This is a genomic window from Neisseriales bacterium (assembly GCA_016699915.1).
Classification (GTDB): Bacteria; Pseudomonadota; Gammaproteobacteria; order Burkholderiales; family Q3-R57-64; genus Q3-R57-64.
Map to the genome: position 1 here is coordinate 866,514 of CP064990.1, position 14,594 is coordinate 881,107.

12 protein-coding genes are annotated in these 14,594 nt (G+C 43.0%); 6 read left to right on the forward strand and 6 right to left on the reverse strand.

Translation table 11 applies throughout. The features are described from left to right. Window positions 1–18: 18 nt before the first annotated feature. The 3 genes from dxs to xseB are packed head-to-tail and all read right to left on the reverse strand — an operon-like array spanning window position 19 to window position 3,000. Window positions 19–1,881: a 1-deoxy-D-xylulose-5-phosphate synthase gene (gene dxs / locus IPK86_04210; protein ID QQS16617.1), complete on the reverse strand. Its 1,863-nt coding sequence runs from the start codon at window positions 1,879–1,881 to the stop codon at window positions 19–21. Window positions 1,882–1,886: 5 nt separating this feature from the next. After that, window positions 1,887–2,774 (reverse strand): polyprenyl synthetase family protein, encoded by an 888-nt coding sequence (locus IPK86_04215; GenBank protein QQS16618.1) that lies wholly within the window; start codon window positions 2,772–2,774, stop codon window positions 1,887–1,889. Next, window positions 2,767–3,000, reverse strand: coding sequence for an exodeoxyribonuclease VII small subunit (xseB, locus tag IPK86_04220; GenBank protein ID QQS16619.1), 234 nt, complete (start codon window positions 2,998–3,000; stop codon window positions 2,767–2,769). Before xseB ends, IPK86_04215 begins: the two co-directional genes overlap by 8 nt. A 195-nt stretch (window positions 3,001–3,195) precedes the next feature. Here xseB and IPK86_04225 point away from each other — a divergent pair, with 195 nt between their 5' ends. From IPK86_04225 to IPK86_04245, 5 genes are all read left to right on the forward strand, one after another. Next, a complete protein-coding gene (locus IPK86_04225; GenBank protein ID QQS16620.1) occupies window positions 3,196–6,087 on the forward strand; it encodes a valine--tRNA ligase in 2,892 nt (963 codons plus the stop codon). 68 nt (window positions 6,088–6,155) lie between these two features. Then, the gene (locus tag IPK86_04230; GenBank protein QQS16621.1) at window positions 6,156–6,341 is read left to right on the forward strand and encodes a hypothetical protein; all 186 of its coding nucleotides are present in this window, start codon (window positions 6,156–6,158) and stop codon (window positions 6,339–6,341) included. A gap of 12 nt (window positions 6,342–6,353) precedes the next feature. Further along, window positions 6,354–6,734, forward strand: a complete 381-nt coding sequence (locus tag IPK86_04235) for a hypothetical protein (GenBank protein ID QQS16622.1) — start codon at window positions 6,354–6,356, stop codon at window positions 6,732–6,734. A 119-nt stretch (window positions 6,735–6,853) separates the two neighbouring features. Further along, window positions 6,854–8,266, forward strand: coding sequence for a threonine synthase (locus tag IPK86_04240; protein QQS16623.1), 1,413 nt, complete (start codon window positions 6,854–6,856; stop codon window positions 8,264–8,266). A gap of 72 nt (window positions 8,267–8,338) precedes the next feature. Continuing rightward, a complete protein-coding gene (locus tag IPK86_04245; GenBank protein ID QQS17074.1) occupies window positions 8,339–9,523 on the forward strand; it encodes an acetate kinase in 1,185 nt (394 codons plus the stop codon). A gap of 326 nt (window positions 9,524–9,849) precedes the next feature. On the opposite strand, the gene phoA is transcribed toward IPK86_04245, so the two are convergent. Next, window positions 9,850–11,259 carry an alkaline phosphatase gene (gene phoA / locus IPK86_04250; GenBank protein QQS16624.1) on the reverse strand — a complete coding sequence of 470 codons (1,410 nt, stop codon included), beginning with the start codon at window positions 11,257–11,259 and terminating at the stop codon, window positions 9,850–9,852. 121 nt (window positions 11,260–11,380) lie between these two features. Then, window positions 11,381–12,694 (reverse strand): homoserine dehydrogenase, encoded by a 1,314-nt coding sequence (locus IPK86_04255; GenBank protein QQS17075.1) that lies wholly within the window; start codon window positions 12,692–12,694, stop codon window positions 11,381–11,383. 104 nt (window positions 12,695–12,798) lie between these two features. Here IPK86_04255 and IPK86_04260 point away from each other — a divergent pair, with 104 nt between their 5' ends. Next, on the forward strand, window positions 12,799–13,167 hold the full coding sequence (locus IPK86_04260) for an Mth938-like domain-containing protein (GenBank protein ID QQS16625.1): 369 nt from the start codon (window positions 12,799–12,801) through the stop codon (window positions 13,165–13,167). Between the two features lie 41 nt (window positions 13,168–13,208). On the opposite strand, the gene radA is transcribed toward IPK86_04260, so the two are convergent. Next, window positions 13,209–14,567: a DNA repair protein RadA gene (gene radA / locus IPK86_04265; GenBank protein ID QQS16626.1), complete on the reverse strand. Its 1,359-nt coding sequence runs from the start codon at window positions 14,565–14,567 to the stop codon at window positions 13,209–13,211. Window positions 14,568–14,594 lie beyond the last annotated feature (27 nt).

Consider the following 14,594-nt stretch of genomic DNA (forward strand, 5'->3'; position numbering starts at 1 on the left):
GTCAACATTTTTAAGAGTTTATTGATGGGAAATATAATGGCGGATAGTCTTTTCAATACCCGTCGCATCTAATCCAATACTTGCTAACTGCTGGCAAGCTTCGCCTTGCTCAATATAACTATCTGGTAATCCCATTAATAAAATGGGTTGGATGATCTGTTCTTGCTGTAACCATTCTGCGACACCTGACCCAGCTCCGCCTTTGATTGTATTTTCCTCAACACAAACCAGTAATTCATGCTGCTTTGCAAAAGTTCGAATCAGCCTAGTATCCAGTGGCTTAACAAAACGCATATCAGCAACACTTGCATCGAAAGCTTCGGCTGCCTGCATAGCGGATGCCAACAAGCTTCCAAAAACTAAAATCCCAACTTTTCCTTTACCCTTTCGTCTAACTACACCACGACCCCAAGGCAAAATTTGCATCGTCGTTTCTACTGTCACACTAGATCCGCTCCCTCGAGGATAACGTACCACACAAGGACCATCATGCAAAAAACCAGTGTAAAGCAATTGACGGCATTCATTTTCGTTAGAGGGTGTCATAATCGCTATATTGGGTATACAACGTAAAAAACTCAAATCAAATGCACCCGCATGTGTTGGGCCATCGGCTCCGACTAATCCTGACCGATCCACCGCAAATAATACGGGTAAATTTTGTAAAGCAACATCATGAATCAATTGGTCGTAACCACGCTGTAAAAAAGTAGAATAAATGGCCACAACAGGCTTGAGTCCTTCACAAGCCAAACCAGCTGCAAAAGTAATCGCATGCTGCTCGGCAATACCAACATCAAAGTAACGTTTAGGAAACTGTTCTGCAAACGCAACCAACCCCGATCCCTCTTTCATAGCAGGCGTAATGGCAACCAACCGATCATCGGTTGTAGCCATATCACATAACCAGCGACTAAATACTTGCGTATAAGTCAATGCTTTAGCAGTATCTTGCTTCCCTAAGCCATACTTGGGATCAAAACGCACAACACCATGGTAAGCAATCGGATCCTTTTCAGCTAAAGCATAACCATAGCCTTTTTGGGTGACTACATGCAAAAATTGCGGGCCATTTAGTCGACGAACATTGCGCAGTGTTGCAACCAAGCCTGTGACATCATGACCATCAATAGGACCAATATAGTTAAAACCAAACTGCTCAAATAATACACCGGGAGTAAGCATGCCTTTGAGGCTTTCTTCAACTTTACCAGCCAATGTTTGCACCGCTGGCACAACGCTTAATATCTTACGAGAACCCTGTCGCACAGCATTGTAAAAGCGACTGGCTAACAATTGTGAGAGATAATGGGTTAAAGCACCAACGTTATGCGAAATGGACATGGCATTGTCATTTAAAATCACCAGTAAATTGATATGCCGCATGGTACCTGCGTTATTTAGCGCCTCAAAAGCTTGTCCAGCAGTTAAAGCACCGTCCCCAATAATGGCAACATAGCGCTTGGTATCCTTAGGATCACGCAAGTAATTAGCAACAGCCATGCCCAGCGCTGATGCAATAGAAGTAGAAGCATGTCCCACACCAAAAGCATCGTAGGGCGATTCTGCGCGCCTCGGAAAACCAGATAGCCCACCTTGTTGACGTAATGTATGCATGGCCGCACGACGACCTGTTAGTATTTTATGAGCATAAGCTTGATGTCCCACATCCCATACCAATTTATCTTGCGGTGTATTCAAAACATAGTGCAAGGCAATGGAAAGCTCAATTGTGCCTAAATTAGATGCTAAATGACCCCCCGTTTGGCCAACTGATTCGATCAAAAATTGGCGGAGCTCATCGGCAAGTTGTGGAAGTTGCGAAACAGCGAGTGCACGCAAAGAGGTAGGATAGTCAATCGTTTCCAGTAATGTCTTCATGTTATTTAAAACGTCCGATGCGCGATATAATCAGCCAAATATCGCAACATATCAGCTGCTGCATCAAAGGAGTGCAAACAATCTAGTGCGTCATGATGAAGTGTGCGTGCCATTTTTTTAGCACCTGCCAGACCTAGTGCACGCACATAAGTGGGTCTATAACATTGAGCACCATTCGATGGCACAGAAAACGTTTCGGTGTTGTCATCCAATATATCATCCGTCACTTGGAATAATAAGCCGACAGATTCAGCAAATTCATTCAAAGCAGCGTGTTGCGAAGCTGTCAATCGCTGTCCACATAATGCTCCTAACAAAATAGAAGCTTGAATCAGTCGACCAGTTTTAAGTTGATGCATCGCTTGAAGTTGTTGGATGGATAAGAACTGACTAGTGCTGGTTAGATCAATCGCTTGGCCTTGTGCCATGCCCTCTTGACCAATTGCCTGGGACAATAGATGGATCATCGTCAATTGTTGATTGGGCGCTACCGACTCAAGAGGGTTTGAGAGTACTTCAAACGCAAGCGATTGCAGAGCATCTCCTGTCAAAAGCGCAATCGCTTCACCAAAAGCAATATGACAAGCTGGTTTATCACGGCGCCAAACATCATCATCCATACAGGGCATATCATCATGAACAAGCGAGTACGCGTGGATCAGCTCAATCGCACAAGCCACTTGCGCTAATGCATTACTTGCAGCGTGCGTGATGGTGCCAGACGCAAAAACTAAAAGCGCTCGAACCCGCTTGCCTTCTCCGAGCGCAACATAAGCCATGGCCTCAGTTAATTTTCGATCAGAACGATTATTGACCAAGACACAATTTGTCAAAGCACGATTGACACACATTTGATGGTGACGCATCCATGCTTCGAAGGCATGTTCAGTCATCTGATAGCTTTAAGGGCTTTAAAACACCCTCATCGAAAATTTTAAGCTGTTGTTCTGCGGCAACTAATTTATCTTGGCACAACTTCACAAGCTCTACCCCACGCTGGTAGGTTTTAAGGGATTCTTCCAATGTAAGATCGGTGCGCTCCATCTTTTCGACCAGTTGCTCAAGCTCCATAAGTAATGCATCAAAATTAGCGGTAACCTGCTGATTGTCGGTAGTCATGGATTGATCTTAAAAAAATCTATCCTCAAAAAAATTAATTTAGGGAATGCATGATCTATCAATCATAGCACAACAGCATTATTCTAAAACCTAACAGATCATGTTATGATTGGCGCTTGCCCCTGTCTCGTTGGCCGAATCTGCCTAGCATGTTCGGCTACGCTGGTGGTTGGCTTGTGCAAACCAGGGTATTTTATGGAACTTGATAAAAACTTTCAACCAGGTAAGATTGAGCAGGATTGGTATCGGCAATGGGAAGTTTCAGGTCATTTTTGCCCCAATCTTAACCCTCAAGCACACTCCTTCTGTATTCAGCTTCCACCGCCTAACATAACAGGTACATTGCATATGGGGCATGCCTTTGGCCAGACTATTATGGATGGTTTAATCCGATACCAACGGATGAAGGGTAGTAATACGTTATGGATACCAGGAACAGATCACGCAGGTATTGCGACACAAATTGTGGTGGAGAGACAATTATCTCAGCAAGGTATCTCCAAAACTGAGCTCGGTAGGGAAAACTTTATTCAAAAATTATGGGCATGGAAGAAAGTCTCCGGTAATACCATCGCCAGCCAAATGCGACGCATAGGCTGCTCAGTGGATTGGTCAAAAGCTTATTTCACTATGGATCCTACCTATGTTGACAATGTACTGTCCGTATTTATGCAGTTATATCAAGAAGGGTTGATTTATCGCGCTAAAAGGCTAGTCAATTGGGATCCAGTGCTAGGAACAGCAATCTCAGATATTGAAGTTGAAAACCTCGAAGAAACAGGCCAGATGTGGTATGTTCGCTACCCGCTTTTAGAACAACCTGACCAGTATATTGTTGTTGCCACAACACGTCCCGAAACAATGCTTGGTGATGTAGCCGTTGCGGTACATCCTGATGATCCGCGCTATCAGTCTTTTATCGGTAAAAAGTTGTTATTACCGCTTACCGATAGAGCCATTCCAGTCATTGCTGACATGTATGTGGAAACCACTTTTGGGACAGGATGTGTCAAAGTTACGCCTGCACATGATTTCAATGACTATGAAATCGGCAAACGCCATCACACTGATTTAATTAATATTTTAACGCTTGATGGTAAAATACGTGCCAAAGCAGAAGTCTTTGATTGTCATCATCAAACAAAATCTGTTTATCCGATACCTAGAGCCTACATAGGGCAATCCTGTGAAGTTGCGCGTCAAAAAATTGTTGTTGATCTGCAGCAAGCAGGTTGCTTGGTCAAAACTGAGCCCCATCAGATAAAGGTGCCAAGAGGCGATCGAACAGGCGTTGTGATTGAGCCGATGCTTACTAATCAATGGTTCGTTGCAGTTAATAAAGCTATTGATAGCGATCCCCAAAAACGCACACTTGCTCAAAAAGCGATACAAGCTGTTGAAAGCGGGCAAGTACGTTTCGTGCCAAAAAACTGGACTAATACTTATGGCCAGTGGATGCAAAATATACAGGACTGGTGTATCAGTCGACAACTATGGTGGGGGCACCGTATCCCAGCTTGGTATGACAAGGAAGGCCAAGTTTATGTCGCGCGTGATGAACAGCATGCCTACGCACAATATGCTGCACAGCTTGGTTTAACAGACCCTCAAACTGCTCAACCTTTATCAATGGCGCAACTGCAGCAGAAAGGATGGATGCTGAAGCAAGATGAAGACGTCTTAGATACTTGGTTCAGTAGTGGCATTTTGCCCTTCGCAACACTGGGCTGGCCAAAAAAAACCCCGGAAATTGATCAATTCTTACCTTCCAGTGTGCTGGTTACTGGCTACGAAATTCTGTTTTTTTGGGTCGCACGCATGATCATGCTAACCACCCATTTTACGGGCAAAATACCTTTTCGAACAGTCTATATTCACGGTATGGTGCGGGATCACGATGGCAAAAAAATGTCCAAATCGGAAGGCAATGTCATTGATCCTGTAGATCTATTAGATGGTATCACACTTGAAGATTTACTGGCTAAACGGACAGTTGGACTTCGCCGTCCCGAAAAAGCTTCGCAGATCGTTCAAGCCACAACAAAACTATTCCCAGAAGGGATTCCAGATTATGGTGCTGATGCATTACGCTTCACCATGGCCAGTTACGCGAATCTAGGTCGCCAAGTTAATTTTGATTTTAAACGTTGTAGGGGCTACCGCAACTTTTGCAATAAGCTCTGGCAAGCAACCCGCTTTGTGCTTATGCACACAAAAGACCAACCAATCACCATGTCTGCACAATGCATAAATAGGACACATTGGATTAACCAATGGATGCTCAGTTGCTTACAGTCCACCATCATGGACGTGACAAAAGCATTGGATAACTATCGTTTTGATTTAGCTGCTAAGGCATTGTACGCTTTTACATGGGACGAATATTGCAGTTGGTATTTAGAATTTGTCAAAATCCTTTTCAATCATGCTGACGCAACTGAGCAACAAGCAACCCGCTACACCATGCTCTTAACGCTTGAGACCCTATTGCGACTCATGCATCCAATCATGCCATTTATTACAGAGGCATTGTGGCAGGATGTTGCACCGCGTATTCAAGCCAAGTTGACGCCGTTTATCATGAACGCATCCTGGCCAACCGCTGAACAAAGCTTCATAAACGAAGACGCCTTATCCAAAGTCACGCTGCTAAAAGAGATGACCGAAGCTGTTCGTCATTTGCGCGGCGAAATGCAAATAGATCCTGCTCAAAAAATACCACTCTTTATTGAGGGCAATCACGCTTGTGATGAATATCGACCTTTTCTTCAAACATTAGCTAGACTATCTATGATAACAGTGGTAGACAAAATCCCTACCCAACATCATGCACCCCATATATTGACCAACGGCATGCGTTTGATGTTAGACGTTCAGGTTAATCAAGCTATGGAAAGTATCAAACTAACAAAAGCTATCAGTCAGTTAGATAAAGAGATCGGCTTGCTAACCGCTAAATTGAAGGTGCTACAGCAATCACCAACACCACTTTCAGCGCTCGTTCAGCAAACTCAAGCACAGCGGGTGGATCGACAAAATAAAAAAGCAGTCTTTATAGCTCAACTAGCACATCTAGGTAAAAAATAGATAGGTGATGTGATGATTACAATAAAAAATGGGTGACGGTGCATTTTAGATTGCCACGTGGCATCAAGATGAGACGACAGGTCATCTTACGAGGTGATGAAATAGACAATGAGGAATTAATCAAGCGTAAGATTATTTGCTACGCTTTGCGACACTTGCCTGTTGATTATAGCCTAGATGATTACATTACTTACGATCTGAAAACTTTGACCAGCAATCGTCAATTCAACCAATATGTGTTTAAGCTACTTTAAAGGGGGATGGTGATGAACAAGGCTCTTAACGTCATAGCAATCGCTACGTCTGCTGTGATAGCAGTTGCTGGAACATTAGGTATGTATATTATATATAAAGGAAGAATACCAAGCGGAGTAGAGTGGCGCGAATATGAAGAAAACTTATATCGTAACCTTTACACATGGAATTATAATTTGGAAGATCACACTTATACATTTATGGGATCAAAACTAGATCTGCTTCTGGATGGTTATTTGAAGCACGCCTATTCATTAATAGAAAGCCCAATGTTTTTAGTCTGTGGAGTTATTTTAATAGCCGCACTCGTGCTCTTGGTAGTGTTCATTGCCCAATATATACTCGATAAACTTGCTCAGCCAAAGGACAATCATGAAAATCACGCTGATTAGAGTTTCAACCGTAGCATTGCTCATCGCAGCGATGCTACCCGTTACGATATTCTACGATCGGTTTGGTGTGTACAAGCGGGATTGTATCGTTCATATAGAGGCTTGATTAAGTATTGAAGATGAAATACTTTAGTACACGTGGCAAAACATCCAGCCATCGCTTTTTGGATGTTCTATTGACCGGTTTAGCACCAGATGGTGGGTTGTTTGTGCCAGAAACTTACCCAAGAATTACCCAAGAAGATTTAGAAAGGTGGCGAACACTCCCTTATGCTGAGTTGGCCTACCAAGTCATCCGACTATTTATTGATGATATACCCGAGAAAACCCTTCGCGCCATACTTCAGCATACCTATCAACAAGATGCGTTTGATATAGAGACCATCATCACCCTTGATCCATTACATGATGGGCTTTACATTGAGGGGCTGTCACACGGCCCTACGCTTGCCTTCAAAGACATGGCCATGCAACTACTTGGCCATTTGTTAGAATACGCTCTTGCGACTAAAAATCAAACTTTAAATATTGTTGGCGCAACCTCTGGTGACACTGGTAGTGCTGCAGAATATGCTTTGCGAAACAAACGAGGTATACAGGTTTTTATGTTGTCACCATCTGGAAAAATGAGTGCTTTTCAACGTGCTCAAATGTACAGCTTACAAGACGCAAATATTCACAACATTGCTATTACAGGCATGTTTGACGACTGTCAAGATATTGTCAAAGCCGTGCAAAATGACGCACTATTTAAAGAAAAATGCCGAATCGGCACCATCAATTCGATCAACTGGGCGCGCATTTTAGCGCAGATTGTATACTATATCGCAGGGTATATTCAGGCAACCAATCACGGTCATAAACAGGTAAGTTTTTGTGTCCCTTCAGGCAATTTTGGCAATGTTTGTGCAGGGCATATTGCTAAACAGATGGGGTTGCCCATTGCAAGATTGATCGTTGCAACCAATGAGAATGATGTATTACATGAATTTTTTCATCATGGTGTTTACCGTCCAAGGAAAAACCATGAAACCTATACAACGTCCAGTCCTTCTATGGACATATCCAAAGCCTCCAATATAGAGCGTTTTATTTTTGATCTCCTAGAAAGGAAATCCAATATCATTAACGATCTTTGGAAAAATTTATCAAAATTAGGTGGCTTTGATTTATCACATAAATTACCCGATATTCATCAGCATTACGGTTTTTTTTCAGGTAGAAGTCATCATCAAAATCGCTTGGCAACAATCGCTTTAACAAAACAAAAAGATAATCGATTAATTGATCCGCATACAGCAGATGGCATATATGTTGCTCGTGCTTTACGTCAACCGAACGAAACGATAGTTGTGCTAGAAACGGCATCCCCTATCAAATTTTCTGAAACAATAGAAGAAGCAACAGGTCAGCACCAAGTACTACCATTGACCTTTCAAGCAATGATGAAATTACCGCAACGAGTAACAACCTTGCCAGCTAGTACTGCCCTTGTCAAAGATTTTATTCACCAAACATTAAAAAACCGTTAAGGCATCATGCAACCCATATAAAGCAAAAAGCACATTATTGATTTTAATAGCACGACTTAATCAGGAACAGTCATTATGGCTTCTTATATTCTTGTTTTAAACTGTGGTAGTTCTTCTATCAAGTTTGCACTCATCAATCCGGCAAGTAAAGAAACAGAAGTCACGGGTATTGCCGAAAAGCTCAATTTACCCGGTGCACGTTTAAAGTTTGCCCAACATGGCGAAAAAATAACGAGGGATATACCTGCAGCTGATCATCGTTCTGCTATGCAATATGTGTTGCAGGAACTGTCCCAGCGTCACTTATTAAGTGAGGTCATTGCTGTAGGGCATCGTGTTGTACATGGGGGAGAAAAATTTCAACACTCCATACGTATTGACGATCAAGTCCTTGATGCAATTAAAACTTGTTGTCGATTAGCGCCCTTACATAATCCCGCAAACCTGTTAGGTATTGAAAGTGCGCTTCAGTATTTACCAAAGTTGCCGCAAGTTGCAGTTTTTGATACCTCATTCCACCAAACTATGCCCAAGAAAGCTTATTTATACGCCCTACCCATGAAGCTTCACCAGCAACATGGTATTAGGCGATATGGATTTCATGGTATTAGTTATCGCTTTGTTTGCCAAGCAGCCGCTCAAATGCTTAATAAACCGCTCAATGATTGCGCTTTAATCATTGCACATCTTGGAAATGGTTCATCAGTCACCGCCGTTTTGAACGGTCAAAGCGTAGATACTAGTATGGGATTGACCCCATTAGAAGGGCTAGTTATGGGAACGCGATCAGGTGATATTGATCCGGGTATTTCACCATTTTTGGTTGATAATCTAGGCATGAATGTTGCGAGCATCAACAATCTGCTTAATAAAGAAAGCGGACTACTCGGATTGTCCGAATTAACCAGCGATTGCCGAGAATTGGAAGAAGCGGCTATATCAGGGCATGATGGCGCTAGTTTAGCACTCGAAATTTTTTGCTATCGCTTAGCCAAATATATTGCAAGCTACATGGTACCACTGGGTCGACTGGATGCTGTCGTATTTACAGGTGGAATTGGCGAAAACTCGGATATATTGCGTGCTAATGTACTAAATCAACTAGGCTTTTTAGGGATCAAGCTTGATGAAGAAGCCAATAAACGCTGTATTCGTGGTGTAGAGGGTCGTATCGACCAAAAAACAATACCTGCTGCCTTGGTAGTAGCAACTAACGAAGAATTAATGATTGCATTGGACACAGCCATTTTAATCTAAATTGATCCCATCTTGTCTGACATACACATTACAACTGCGCTAACTTAGGTTGTTGTGAGTAAGTTCTAGCAGTGATAGTGATTTATCCATGCTATGAAATTCGCTCATAGAGAAGGTACCCAAGTCTATTTGGTAACACCTGGGGCACCACATAAACCATCCATGTATGAGCATAGCGATTTATTTATCAAAATCAATACCCAACACAGTCATAGGAAGCGCTTTGTTTAATATCAATAACCTGCACAGGAATAAGCGCTCCGGCTTATCCCTGTGAACAGATCACTGTGTACTACATATTCAAAATAGACTTGTAAAGTGGCAACTTAATATTGAATTCCCATTGCCGACAACATCGTAAAAAATAAATCCGTCTGGTCAGTTAATCCCATCACATTCGCTGCATAAGGACCATAAGCGGCCACTCGCAATTGTGCTCCGGTGTGACCTTGTGAAGAAGTCTCAGAATTCCCATAACTGACCGCCATGATGGAACCGTCTTTCGTGCGCAGTGCTTGCGTTAAACCTGGCGCTTTAGAACCGGGCTCAATAATTTGACAAGAGTGCGCATGATCCGCTGTCACGATCACCAAGGTATCTTTATTTTTGCTTGCAAAATTAAGTGCAACTTGAACCGCTTCATCTAAATCAACTGTTTCACCAAATTGCCCGCATGGGTTAGCTGCATGATCTTGTTTATCAATGGATGCTCCCTCTACTTGCAAAAAGAATCCATTGGGATGCGTTTTTAATAAATCAATTGCTTTTTGCGTCATCTGGGCAAGATTCGGTATGTCAGCCGTGTGTGCCGGATTGGGTTGACAGACAACAGGCTCGTGATCAAGATTGCCGTGATAGGAGGCTTGAGGTCCTTCCCAACGTACAGGCAAATTGCCCGGCGCAAATAATCCCAATAGCGGTTTGTCTTGATTCGCTACACGCACAGCACGTAGCGATGCTGAATCACGCACGACATTGTAACCACGTGCTAGAGCTTGCTGCTCTAAAGTAATACCTTTCCATTTGCCCGCTTTGGCTTTCTCTTCAAACGTTGCCCAACCACCTCCTAACGTCACATCTGCTCTCACTTCAAGCAATTGTTCAGTGATGGAACCTAACCCACCTGCCTCCAAAGCATTCTTGGCGCAATGATCACTGGTTGCTTGAGGTCCATAACAACCTCGATTAATAACATGCGCATAAAGTGCTGCGGGGGTTGCATCTTGAATTTCAGAAGTTGTGACATTGCCTGTCGCCTTACCTGCGGCTTTAGCGATTTCCAAAATGGTTCGAATTGGCTTGCCCCGCACATCAACACTTAAGGCGCCATTATAGGTTTTAGTACCTGTTGCCCAAGCAGTAGCTGAAGCAGCAGACTCGGTAACATAATCGGGTTTACGGGTTAATCGATTAAGCGAATAATGGGTATATTGTCCTGTAAATGGCAAGGCATCTATTCCCTTAAAATAACCACCAGCACCCTCATGGTAATTACGTGCTGCGGTAATTTCTGAGTCACCCATCCCATCACCAATCAACAAAATCACGTTTTTTGCTGGATAGTTATTAATCAGCGCTTGAATCATGTCGGTTTGATCTTGATGCAAACGTCGAGCACCGCCATAACCGGTTAATTCTCCTTGTGCATGACGAGCAGATAAATCAGCGGTTTTAGCGGTTGCAGATACGGACCACAGTATCATACAACCGGTAATGAAATAGATCAGTTGCTTCATACCAACTCCTATAACAGTTGAACAGAAAAAACCAAGCGCTTAAGGTAGCAACGCCGCACCGACGCTACACTATAAACTTTATTAAAACAATACGTTTTAACAAAAATTCTTAAAAAATTTCTTATTGGAAGGTTTCGACGCGTAAGCGCACAACGTCATCTACAACGGTTGATAATCGCTCAATCGCTTGGATTGCTGAATTAATGAGATGCTCTTGCACCAAATTGGTCAACACAACAATTTGCGCAATGTTTTCTTCTGCTACTGTACTTTTTTGAATAACTGCTTCAATCGAAATAGCATGCTTCGCCAATAGCTGCGTAATATCTCCTAAAACCCCTGCACGATTAGCAACCTTAATACGCAGATAATAAGCGCTGAATATCTCTTGTATCGGTAAAACAGTTGCGGTTGGCAATAAAGCAGCCTGCATTCCTAAGTAAGGAATATGTGACAGTGGTATATCAATGAATCGTGCTATATCCATCAAATCAGCAACCACAGCTGATGCAGTAGGAAGTGATCCAGCACCAGGTCCATAGTAAAGTGTCTGACCGACCATATCCCCATTGACTAATATGGCATTGTTTACCCCATCTACCTTTGCAATTAACTGATGGGAGGGAATCAGCGTGGGGTGCACGCGCAACTCAATTTTATCGCCGACGCGACGAGTAATGCCCAAAGATTTAATGTTATAACCGAGGGTTTTTGCATAGTCCATATCAACGGTTGATAATGTATTAATTCCCTCTGTATAGCATGCATCACAATGTAACGGTACACCAAAGGCAATTGCGGCGAGAATAGTCAGTTTATGTCCCGCATCATATCCTGCAATATCAGCGGTTGGATCAGACTCTGCATAGCCAAGTTGTTGTGCATCGGACAATGCTTCATGAAAACAGGCTTTTTGCTGGCACATTGCTGTCAAAATATAGTTAGAGGTACCATTGATAATGCCGCGTATAGATTCAATACGATTCGCAGATAAACCCTCTTTAAGAGCCTTGATAATCGGTATGCCACCTGCTACTGATGCCTCAAAACCAACCATGACACCTTTTTTTTGAGCTGTTTGAAAAATCACATTGCCATGCTTGGCCAGCAACGCTTTATTCGCCGTCACGACATGCTTGCCTTGCTCAATAGCACCCATAACAAAGTCGAGTGCCGCTGTGGTTCCGCCAATTAATTCCACCACAATGGCAATAGCGGGATTACTCAGTAATTGGAAAATATCTTTCACTAAGACAACAGAATCGCCAAGCACTTGTGCAGCACGCGATAGATGATGATCCCCTGCAGCATATAGTGTAATGGGTCGACCAATACGGTGCTCAATTTCCTTCGCGTGACGCTTTAATATAATCGCCATACCGCTACCAACAGTACCTACACCTGCTAATCCAACCAAAATTGGCTTACCATTCATCGTTTGATTATCCATCCTGCCCTACATTAAAATGTAATGCTGGTGCAACCTTTACCACTTTCTGAAAATATCTACTTTCTTCAACCAATATAAAAACGCTGTGTATGCAACTTGATAAAACAAACTATGTGGGTAAAAATTACTTTACTGGCTATGGTGATCAATATGTTCTCATCAACCAAGTACGCTATGAGCAAGCACTAGTTGTATCACCCAATCATATTGAGCCTTGGTCTGTCAAAAGTTTTGATGATTTAAAGGCGAGCCATTTTACTACACTTATTCGCTACGCTCCTGAAATCGTATTGTTCGGTAGTGGTACAGTATTGCGTTTTGTGCATCCTCGTTTAACCAGCACTTTAACCCAAAAAGGGATCGGTTTTGAAGTCATGGATACACAAGCAGCTTGTCGTACATTTAATGTGCTGAACCATTCAGAGCGCAATGTACTGATCGCCTTGTTGTTGGTATAAAAAGCCTGGAGTACTATTTCGTATAACAAAGGCTTAGCAGATCAGACTTGTGCAGTAACATAAGCCACGGCATCAGCCAATCTCTTAACAGGTGTCACTGTCAACCCTTTAATTGCAGAACGCGGAGCATTAGAAGCAGGAATAATCGCAGCAGAAAAACCTAGTTTGACTGCCTCTTTGAGTCGTTCCTGGCCTCGCATTACAGCACGAACTTCGCCAGAAAGCCCCACTTCACCAAATACCACCGTTCTTGCAGGCAATATATAATTTTTATAGGAGGAAACGATTGCTAAAATCGTTGCTAAATCAGCGGCAGGCTCAGTAATTTTAACGCCTCCTACTGCATTTAAAAAAACATCGTGATCATATAAGGCCATTCCTGCATGACGCTGCAATACAGCAAGCAGCATCGCAAGGCGCGTTGACTCTAGGCCAACAGAGAGTCGCTTTGGTTGAAAACCGTAAGAAGCATTCACTAACGCTTGAATCTCCACCAATAAAGGCCTTGTACCTTCTTGCGTCACCAGTACACAGGAACCCGGTACTTCGCTGTAAGCAGATAAAAAGAATTTAGAAGGATTTTGCACGCTTCTTAATCCCGTATCAGTCATCGCGAATACCCCAAGTGCATTAACAGCGCCAAAGCGATTTTTGATGGCGCGCACAAGACGAAAACGAGAATGGTTATCTCCTTCAAAGTACAGTACGGTATCAACAATATGCTCAAGCACGCGAGGTCCGGCAATAGCTCCTTCTTTGGTTACATGTCCGACCAAAAAAATCGTTACACGGTGCGCTTTAGCAAACTGGGTCAGTTGTAACGCACATTCACGCACTTGCGTAACCGATCCGGGCGCAGAATTAGCACGGTCTGATACCATGGTTTGGATCGAATCGACTACTACCACTTCTGGCTTTTCCTGCTGCAAAATAGCTAACATAGTCTCTAGATGTGTTTCAGTCAGTAAATGCATATTGCTCGCCGTTAAACCCAATCGATCTGCACGTAAAGCAATTTGCTGCACCGATTCCTCGCCTGAAATATAAAGCGTCTTGTGCTGTACACTCATTGCCGCCAAAGCTTGCAGCAACAGGGTGGATTTACCAATACCTGGGTCGCCCCCTAACAACACCACCGCACCTAGCACAAATCCACCTCCCAGTACGTGATCCAATTCATGCACTGTTGTTAAGAAACGGGGTAACGCTTCAGAGCGAATATCGGATAGTCTATGCACGGTACTTTGCTGACTACTCCAATTACTAACATGATTATGATCAAGCTGCACTCTATGTTCCTTCAAACTGTTCCAAGCCTGACAATGTGGGCACTGACCTTGCCACTTAGGGCTATCCACACCACATTCTTGGCACATATATACTATTTTCTGTTTAACCATTTGCCTATCCGCTCTGCTTTTTTTTAA

Coding starts and splice junctions, on each gene's coding strand:
- radA (QQS16626.1), bottom strand. CDS start 14,567: ATGGTTAAACAGAAAATAGTATATATGTGCCAAGAATGTGGTGTGGAT.
- dxs (QQS16617.1), bottom strand. CDS start 1,881: ATGAAGACATTACTGGAAACGATTGACTATCCTACCTCTTTGCGTGCA.
- IPK86_04225 (QQS16620.1), top strand. CDS start 3,196: ATGGAACTTGATAAAAACTTTCAACCAGGTAAGATTGAGCAGGATTGG.
- IPK86_04215 (QQS16618.1), bottom strand. CDS start 2,774: ATGACTGAACATGCCTTCGAAGCATGGATGCGTCACCATCAAATGTGT.
- IPK86_04240 (QQS16623.1), top strand. CDS start 6,854: ATGAAATACTTTAGTACACGTGGCAAAACATCCAGCCATCGCTTTTTG.
- xseB (QQS16619.1), bottom strand. CDS start 3,000: ATGACTACCGACAATCAGCAGGTTACCGCTAATTTTGATGCATTACTT.
- IPK86_04260 (QQS16625.1), top strand. CDS start 12,799: ATGCAACTTGATAAAACAAACTATGTGGGTAAAAATTACTTTACTGGC.
- phoA (QQS16624.1), bottom strand. CDS start 11,259: ATGAAGCAACTGATCTATTTCATTACCGGTTGTATGATACTGTGGTCC.
- IPK86_04235 (QQS16622.1), top strand. CDS start 6,354: ATGAACAAGGCTCTTAACGTCATAGCAATCGCTACGTCTGCTGTGATA.
- IPK86_04255 (QQS17075.1), bottom strand. CDS start 12,694: ATGAATGGTAAGCCAATTTTGGTTGGATTAGCAGGTGTAGGTACTGTT.
- IPK86_04230 (QQS16621.1), top strand. CDS start 6,156: ATGAGACGACAGGTCATCTTACGAGGTGATGAAATAGACAATGAGGAA.